Below are 7,169 nucleotides of genomic sequence, written 5' to 3'. Positions count from 1 at the left end.
TCGCGCGGCGGCGCCGGCTCCGGGGTGGGGGCGGGCGGCTCCGGCGCGGGAGGCGGCGCGGCGTCGATCACCTCCACTCGGAGGTCCTCGCCGGGCGCGGGCAGGGGCGGCAGCCGGGAGAGCGCACCGAGCGCCGCGAGGTGGAGCGCGGCGGAGACGGCGTAGGCGAGGTGGGGCTCGAGGCGCCCCATCCGTCACCGCTCCCGCTCGACGTGGATGGCGAACCGCGTGACGCCGCCGTCGCGCACGAGGTCGATCGCGCGCACCACCGCGCCGTGCAGCGCGCCCTTGTCCGCCGAGATGATGGCGCGCGTGCCCGCGTCCTTGCGGACCGCCTCGCGCGTCCGCGCGACGACCTCCTGATCGTTCCGCTCGACCCCGTCCAGGAAGACCTTGCCGTCGCGCGTCAGCACGACGGTCAGGACGGTGCCGGTCGTCTCGCCGCCGTGGGCGGCCCGCGGCAGCTCGACCTCGATCGCCGCGCGGACGATGTACGTCGCCGTCACCATGAAGATGATGAGCAGGACGAGCACGACGTCGACGAGCGGCGTGACGTTGATGCCGCTGATGAGGTCGTCCTCGTCCTCGCCGCCGGAGAATCCGGCCATCGGTCACGCCTCCCTGACGGGGCGCGCCTCGAGGTGCGCGACCGCCGCGTGCCCGAGCGCCGTCGCGCGCTGCGCCGTGCGGCGGAGCCCGCGCTGGAACAGGTTGTAGGCGACCACCGCGGGGAGCGCCACGAACAGCCCGACCGCGGTGGCGACGAGCGCCTCGCTGATCCCTGCCATCACGGTGCCCGCGCCGGCCGCCCCCGGGTTGCGCGAGAGATCGACGAACGCCCGGATGATGCCGAGCACGGTGCCGAACAGGCCGATGAAGGGGGCGTTGTTGCCGAGGGTGCCGAGGAAGGCGAGCCGCCGCTCGTACTCGATGCGGGCCCGCTCGATCGTCCCCGACACGACCTCGCGGACGGCCTCGGGCCCCTTCGCGGCGTGCGTCACCGCGGCGCGCACCACGTCCGCCTCCATCCCGCGGCGTCCCGCCACGGCGGCGGCGGCGCCCGCGAGGTCCCCATCGAGGAGGCGCGCCTGCAGCGCGTCCACGTCGATCGCCCGGCGGGAGAGGAAGAAGGCGAGGCGCTCGATCATGATCCCGACCGAAGCGATCGAGAGGCCGATGAGGAGCCACAGCACCCACTCGGCGCCGAGGTTCGTGAACGCGAGGAGCTTCGTCTGGAGCATGGCTTCCCCTCTCTAAAACACCTGCGGGACGTAACGATCCGCACGTCGCGAAGTCAAGGCACGCAGGCGCGCGGGCGCGGCGCGCTCCGATCACCTTTCGTGAACCCATACGCGCCGCTTCACGGACCGCGAGACGATCTCTCGGACGATCGCGCCGCGCCTCCGCGCGTCGCGCGGGTGAAATTCGCGAGACGCTTGCTTGACGTGTGTGATCTCGGCGCGCTAACCTCCGCGCAACTTGTCCATTCTTGAATGTCCAGCGACAAGCGACATCGGATGGACGTTCCGAGGAGGGAACACGATGCCTGCGAAGAAGACGACGAAGAAGCCCGCCGCGAAGAAGACGACGACGAAGAAGAAGGCGGCGAAGAAGACCGCCAAGAAGTAGCGACGGCGCGCTTCATCGCGCAGCGCCGCGGCCGCCTCCGGGCGGCCGCTGCTTTTTTGGGGCCTTCGTCGTTAGGATCCGCGGCATGTCGCTTCACGCCGGAGAGATCGACGCGGTGGTCCGCGAGCTCGCCCCGCTCGCCGGAGCGCGCGTCGACGCGGTGCGGGTCCACGCCGAGCGGGCGCTGACCCTCGAGCTGTACGGCCGCTCCGGCCCTGCGCTGCTCCTCCTCTCCGCCGAGCCGGACGTCACGCGCCTCCACGCCGTGCGCGCACGCCCGCCGCAGCCGCCCTCGCCGTTCCCCTTCCAGGCCGTCCTGCGCCGCGAGATCGAGGGCGCGCGCCTCGTCGGCATCGAGTCCTTGCCGGGCGATCGCGTGGTGGCCCTCGCTTTCGAGACGCCTCGCGGCGCGCTCCGCCTCGTCGGCGAGCTGACCGGGCGGCACGGGAACCTCTTCCTGCTCGGCGCCGACGGGATCATCCAGGCGAGCGCGGGGAGAAACCTCTCCCAGCGGCGCAAGCTCGTCCCGGGCGAGCCTTACGAGCCTCCCGCGAACCCGCCCGCCCGCCCGGAGCGGCCGCGCTTCACGCCCGACCCCGCCTCGCCGTTCCCGCTCTCGGCAGCGATCGAGGCGCACTACGCCACCCTCGAGCAGGACCGGATCGTCGCCGAGGCCCGCCGCCGGCTGCGCGAGCCGGTCCGCGCCGGGGTCGCCCGCGCAGGGCGCGCCCTCGCGAAGCTCGCGGAGGAGGCGGCGCGCGTCCCCGCCGCGGAGGCGGACCGGCGGATGGCGGACCTCCTGAAGCCGAACCTGCGCGCGGTGAAGCGGGGCGCGCGGGAGGTGACCGTCACCGAGTGGACGGAGGAGGGGCCGCGCGAGGTCCAGGTGGCGCTCGACCCGGCGCTCACGCCGCAGGCCAACCTGGAGCGGTACTACCGTCGCTACCGCCGGATCGTGGAGAGCGCCGCGCGGGTGGCGGCGCGCACGGCCGAGGTGCGCGGCCGCGAGGCGGCGCTCCGCGCGCTCCTCGGCGAGATCGACGGGGCGCCGCTCGAGGAGCTTTCGCGCCTCGAGCGCGAGGCGCGCCGGCTGGGGGCGGGCCCGCGGCCGCAGCAGCCCGCGCGCTCCCGGAGCGCCGCGGAGCGCGCGCGCGCCCGCGAGGAGGCGGTCCCCTATCGCGCGTTCCGCTCCGCGAGCGGCGCCGCGATCCTCGTCGGCCGCGGCGCGGCCGAGAACGACCGGCTCACGCTCCGCGTCGCGCGCGGCAACGACCTCTGGCTGCACGCGCGCGGGATCCCCGGCGCGCACGTCGTGGTGCGGCTGGAGAAGGGCCGCGGGCCGGACCAGGACACGCTCCTCGACGCCGCGAACCTCGCCGTGCACTTCTCCGATGCCCGCGGCGAGCCGCAGGCCGACGTGGCCTACACGCGCGCGAAGTTCGTCCGCAAGCAGAAGGGCGCCGCCCCGGGCGCGGTCACCTACAGCCAGGAAAAGGTCCTCCTGCTCCGGAGCGAGCCGCAGCGCGTCGAGCGGCTGCTCGCGGAGGAAGAGGGGACGGAGGGCTGAGTCTTCGGGGTTCAGGGCGCCCGCACCGGCCGAGGCCCTGCCCGTCCGCCCGCACGACACCCGTGAGCCGCGCCGGTCGTGGGGGCGGCCCTTGATGGCGGGAGCCCCCCTCCGTAGGATCGGGCCCGCCCGTGCCCCGTCCCCCGCAGGCCAACCGACAGCTCGAGCTCTTCGACGCGCGCCGTGCGACGCGCGAGGCCAAGCTCTCCGCCGCGAGCCGGCTCGCCGACTCGCTCGCCGACATCCTGGCCGAGCGCGTGCGCCTCACCGTGCACGACAACCGCTCGACCATGGTGTCGTTCCGGCGCGGCCCGGCGGGGCTGCACTACCGCGTCCACCACATGTTCCTCGAGGCCCCCGGGGACGTCGTCCGGGCCCTCGCCGCGTTCGCGGGCCCCGCGCGCGGCGCCGCGGCCCGCCGGCGCGAGGCCGGCTCCCGCATCGACGCCTTCGTCCGACACAACCGCGCGCGCATCGCAGTCCCGCGCGCCGATCGGCTGCAGCCGCGCGGTCGCGCCCATGATCTCCAGGCGATCTACGAGCGGCTCAACGGGGCCCACTTCGCCGGCGCCATCGAGGCGCGCATCGGATGGGGGCCGGTCCGCGGCGGGCGACGGCGCCGCACCGTGAAGACCGGGGTGTACGTGCAGGACGCGCGCATCATCCGCATCCACCCGACGCTGGACCGCCCCGAGGTGCCCGAGTTCTACGTGGCGATGGTGGTGTTCCACGAGATGCTCCACCAGGCGGTGCCGGCGCGGGAGGTGAACGGGCGCCGCGTCGTCCACGGCGCGGAGTTCCGCCGGCGCGAGCGCGCGTACCCGGACTTCACGCGGGCGAAGGCGTGGGAGGAGCGCAACCTCGGGTTGCTCCTCTCCGCGCCCGGGTAGGCGCGCAGTCACCGAGCGGCAACCCCCATCGGGCGCGCCGCCAGGCGCCCGAAACATGCCGGCGGTGCCCGCCGGGGTGGGCCATAATCCCGGGGCCCCATGGTGCGCCGCGCCGCCCCCGCGCTCGTCGTCCTCGTTGCGCTCCTCGCGCTCGGCGCGTCCGGCTGCCTTCGCGGTCGCGGCACCGCCAGCGAGCCCATCGTCACGAAGGTCGAGCTCACGGGCGTGAAGGCGCTCGACGCCGCGGACATCAAGGCGAAGCTCGCGACGCAGGAGCCGGCCGCGCCGCCGGGCGTCACCGGGCTCGTCGCGCGCCAGGGCTTCCGCCTCGATCCCGACGCGCTGGCGGTCGACCGGCGCCGGATCGAGGCCTACTACCGCGAGCGCGGCTACTACGAGGCGCGCGTCGAGGAGGTGAAGGTCCTGCCCGATGGGCGGGGCCGGGTGCGGGTGGAGCTGCGGATCTCGGAGGGGAAGCCGGTGCACGTCACCGAGGTGCGGGTCACCGGCCTCGACGATGCGCCCGACGCCCGCAAGCGGCTCGAGAAGCTGCCGCTCGAGGTGGGCGAGGTCTTCCGCGTGTCCGACTACGACCGGACGAAGGGGGCCATCACCTCGGCGCTCCGCACCACCGGCTGGGCGAACGCGGAGGTGAAGCAGTCCGCGCAGGTGCTCCCGCTCGAGGGGACCGCGCAGGTCACCTACGAGGTCACGCCGGGGCGACGCTTCCGCTTCGGGCCGATCTTCGTCGCGGGCACCGCCGCCGTCTCGCGTGACCTCATCCGCGAGCAGGCCTCCATCGACGTGACCGCGGGCGACTGGTTCGACGACTCGAAGCTGCCCAAGGCGCAGGCGCGCGTGTTCGACCTCGGCGTGTTCGCCGGCGTGCGGGTGACGCGCGGCACGCCGAACGTGGAGCGGGGGATCATCCCGGTGGTGGTCGCCGTGCGCGAGGCGCCGTTCCGCACCATCCGCGCGGGGCCGGGGCTCGGCATCGAGGCGACGCGCTGGGAGGCGCGCGCGAACGCGGGGTGGCAGCACCGGAACTTCCTCGGCGACCTGCGCAAGGTCGGGGTCGAGCTGCGCGCCGGCTACGCCTGGCTGCCGACCCCGTGGGCGCGGCAGCGCGAGGGGATCGTCGGCCAGCTCGGGCTCGAGTACCAGCAGCCCGCCGCCATCGCGCGCCGCATCGACGTGTCGAGCCGGGTGGAGCTCGAGCGCGGGCTCGAGGCCGCCTACGCCTTCTGGTCGGAGCGCGTCCAGCTCGGCCTTCCCGTCCGCATCGCGCCGCGCTGGACGTTCGTGCCCTCTTACAACCTGGAGGTGTACCAGCTCTCCCGCGAGCGCCAGGCCGTCGTGACGCCGACGCCGGGGCTGCCGGACGTGGAGACCCGGCCGCTCCTCGTCGGCTGCCCGAGCAGCGTCTGCCTGCTCTCCTACCTGGAGCAGCGGTTCGCCTGGGACGGCCGGAACGACCCGGTGAACACGCGGCGGGGCTACTACGTCGGGCTCTCGGTGCAGGAGGGCTTCCGGATCGTGAACATCGGCTATCGCTACCTGCGCCTCCTCCCGGAGGTGCGCGGGTTCTGGCCGCTGTCGCGGTCGCTCGTGCTCGGCGCGCGGGCGCGGGTCGGCGCGCTCGTCCCCCTCGCCGAGCCCGGCACGCCGCCCATCGTCGCGCGCTTCTACGCGGGCGGGCCGATCTCCATGCGCGGCTACTACACGCGCCGGATGTCGCCCATGGTGCAAGACAACAACAAGGACTGGGTGCCGATCGGCGGGAACGGGCTCGTCGACGGCTCGATCGAGCTGCGCTACGCGATCTCGGGCAGCTGGGGCGGGACGGTCTTCGTGGACGGCGCGAACGTGGCGGCGCCGAGCGCGAGCCGCACCGAGTGGCGCACCGTCCTCGATCCGCGCGACGTGCAGCTCGCCGCGGGCGCCGGGCTGCGCTACGGGACGCAGCTCGGCCCGATCGGGGTGGACGTGGGCATGCGGCTGCCGACGGACTTCTCCGCCGGCGTGCCGTTCAACCACCGCTTCCCGGCGGTCCCCTCGAACCCGAGCGCGCCGAGGGAGCACCGGGAGCCCATCGTCGCGGTGCACATCACCATCGGCGAGGCGTTCTAGTGCGCGCGCTCGCCGCCGCGCTCCGCCTCGCGGGCATCGCCCTCCTCGGCCTCGCGGCGCTCGTCGGGGTGCTCCTCTCCGCGGTCACCCTGTTCGCGACCTCCTCCTTCGGCCGCCCCATCGTCGCGCGGCTGGTGATCGGGCTCGTGGACGACGCGCTCGCCGGGAAGTTCGAGCTCGCGGCCCTCGTCGTGCGGGCGGACGGCGCGGTCGAGATCCGTGGCCTGCGCGTCGTCGATCCCGACGGGCACCTCGTGCTCGCCGTGGACCGGGCGCGCGTCGCCATCGACGTGACCCAGCTCCGCCGCGGCAGCGTGGGCCTCGCGGTCGCGCTCGAAGGGCCCACCGTGCTCCTCGAGGAGGAGGAGGGCGGGGGCCTCTCGCTCGCGCGCGCGTTCGCGTCGGCCCACCCGTCCCCGCCGCGCCCGGCACAGCCGCCGCAGGAGCCCGCGCCCGGCGGCGGCGGCCTGACGGTGCGCGTGACGTCGCTCGCCATCCGCGGCGGCGACGTGTGGTGGGTGGACGCGGACGGCGCGACGCGCCTCGAGGGTCGCGACCTCGACCTCGACGCTCGCGGGACGTGGGGCCCCACCGACGCCGACCTCGAGCTGCGCCTGCGCGGCGTGCAGGACCTGCCGATCGCCGCGCCGATCTCGCTCGACGTGGTGGCGGAGAAGCGGGGGAACCGCGTCCGGACGCGGCTCCTGCAGGCGAACCTGGGCGGTACGGCGGTCTCGCTCGTGGGGGACGTGGACGTCGCCACGCTCGCCGGGCGTGTCGCCATCACCCGGCTCGACGTCGCCCGCGACCAGGCGCGGGCGCTCCTGCCGCAGGTGGGCGGCGGCGCGGATCTCGCCGCCACGGTCTACGCCGAGTCGGACGGGGCGCGCCTCACCGCCGCCGCGCACGTCGAGCCCGGCGCCGACGCCGGCGGGCCCGCGGCGCCGCCCGGG

6 protein-coding genes and 2 pseudogenes are annotated in these 7,169 nt (G+C 75.1%); 5 read left to right on the top strand and 3 right to left on the bottom strand.

Annotated elements, in window-relative coordinates; all coding sequences use genetic code 11:
* The 3 genes and pseudogenes from MNZ29_RS23060 to MNZ29_RS23050 all read right to left on the bottom strand — a co-directional run.
* Positions 1 to 191 (bottom strand): annotated as a pseudogene (locus tag MNZ29_RS23060) (hypothetical protein); the annotation flags it as partial.
* A gap of 3 nt (positions 192 to 194) precedes the next feature.
* Positions 195 to 608: a biopolymer transporter ExbD gene (locus tag MNZ29_RS23055; protein WP_242341565.1), complete on the bottom strand. Its 414-nt coding sequence runs from the start codon at positions 606 to 608 to the stop codon at positions 195 to 197.
* A gap of 3 nt (positions 609 to 611) precedes the next feature.
* Positions 612 to 1,241 carry a MotA/TolQ/ExbB proton channel family protein gene (locus tag MNZ29_RS23050; protein WP_242341564.1) on the bottom strand — a complete coding sequence of 210 codons (630 nt, stop codon included), beginning with the start codon at positions 1,239 to 1,241 and terminating at the stop codon, positions 612 to 614.
* A 238-nt stretch (positions 1,242 to 1,479) separates the two neighbouring features.
* Between MNZ29_RS23050 and MNZ29_RS23045 the strand changes: the two genes are divergently transcribed.
* The 5 genes and pseudogenes from MNZ29_RS23045 to MNZ29_RS23025 form a co-directional block, all read left to right on the top strand.
* Positions 1,480 to 1,629, top strand: a complete 150-nt coding sequence (locus MNZ29_RS23045; protein WP_242341563.1) for a hypothetical protein — start codon at positions 1,480 to 1,482, stop codon at positions 1,627 to 1,629.
* An 85-nt stretch (positions 1,630 to 1,714) separates the two neighbouring features.
* Positions 1,715 to 3,196: an NFACT RNA binding domain-containing protein gene (locus tag MNZ29_RS23040; protein WP_242356939.1), complete on the top strand. Its 1,482-nt coding sequence runs from the start codon at positions 1,715 to 1,717 to the stop codon at positions 3,194 to 3,196.
* 131 nt (positions 3,197 to 3,327) lie between these two features.
* Complete coding sequence (locus tag MNZ29_RS23035; RefSeq protein ID WP_242341492.1) at positions 3,328 to 4,086, top strand: hypothetical protein; 759 nt, start codon at positions 3,328 to 3,330, stop codon at positions 4,084 to 4,086.
* A gap of 99 nt (positions 4,087 to 4,185) precedes the next feature.
* Positions 4,186 to 6,216: an outer membrane protein assembly factor gene (locus MNZ29_RS23030; RefSeq protein WP_242341493.1), complete on the top strand. Its 2,031-nt coding sequence runs from the start codon at positions 4,186 to 4,188 to the stop codon at positions 6,214 to 6,216.
* Positions 6,216 to 7,169 (top strand): annotated as a pseudogene (locus MNZ29_RS23025) (translocation/assembly module TamB); the annotation flags it as partial. The gene MNZ29_RS23030 and the pseudogene MNZ29_RS23025, both read left to right, overlap by 1 nt.

The organism is Anaeromyxobacter sp. SG64 (genome assembly GCF_022690745.1).
GTDB lineage: Bacteria > Myxococcota > Myxococcia > Myxococcales > Anaeromyxobacteraceae > Anaeromyxobacter > Anaeromyxobacter soli.
This window is presented reverse-complemented; position numbering and strand designations above follow the sequence as displayed.

Excerpts from the sequence above, each read along its gene's own strand:
- MNZ29_RS23055 (WP_242341565.1), bottom strand. The coding sequence starts at position 608 with ATGGCCGGATTCTCCGGCGGCGAGGACGAGGACGACCTCATCAGCGGC.
- MNZ29_RS23050 (WP_242341564.1), bottom strand. The coding sequence starts at position 1,241 with ATGCTCCAGACGAAGCTCCTCGCGTTCACGAACCTCGGCGCCGAGTGG.
- MNZ29_RS23040 (WP_242356939.1), top strand. The coding sequence starts at position 1,715 with ATGTCGCTTCACGCCGGAGAGATCGACGCGGTGGTCCGCGAGCTCGCC.
- MNZ29_RS23030 (WP_242341493.1), top strand. The coding sequence starts at position 4,186 with ATGGTGCGCCGCGCCGCCCCCGCGCTCGTCGTCCTCGTTGCGCTCCTC.